Genomic DNA, 559 nt, shown 5'->3' with positions numbered 1-559 from the left:
CCTATACGATTATTGAATAGTTGAAAGGTGTTGAAGTACTTAATGAGYTAATTAAGGTACATTAAACTGAAACAATTTTTTAAATTGTTAACTATTYTTTAACTTTTCGATGTATAAGRTACAYMATGCMGAGCRCAATTGCTARMAAGATAAATTTAATTAACTCCATTAGGCTGGCATCCCACTTGTTTTGCAATCCATCTATTAAAAAAAATACATTAAACATACCATGTAAAATTGCGGGTGGTAGTACAGAACGACCGTACTCTCTCGTGTACGTCAAAATTATAGATAATATAAATAATAATGATAGATAACTTAATATTCCTACAAACCATAACTCATAGTTCTTATAAAAGAGTGCTACTGGTAAATGCTATAAAGACCAAAGTGAAGCTGTAATTATTGCGGTTTGTATTAATGAATATTTTTTTCGTGAATAGTAATGAAGATTCCCGCGCCAAATGATCTCCTCTAAAAATGCAGACAAAGCTGCAATTGTAAGACCAATGAGTAGGAGAAATCCCAATTCATTGCAGTGATTAAATAAGAACTTTAT

1 pseudogene is annotated in these 559 nt (G+C 30.5%); it reads right to left on the bottom strand.

The annotated features are described in order from the left end of the window. Window positions 1-91: 91 nt before the first annotated feature. A pseudogene (locus AC1DJR_RS32925) lies at window positions 92-559 on the bottom strand (CPBP family intramembrane glutamic endopeptidase); the annotation flags it as partial.

Source organism: Bacillus sp. 05T31, assembly GCF_056396725.1.
This window is presented reverse-complemented; position numbering and strand designations above follow the sequence as displayed.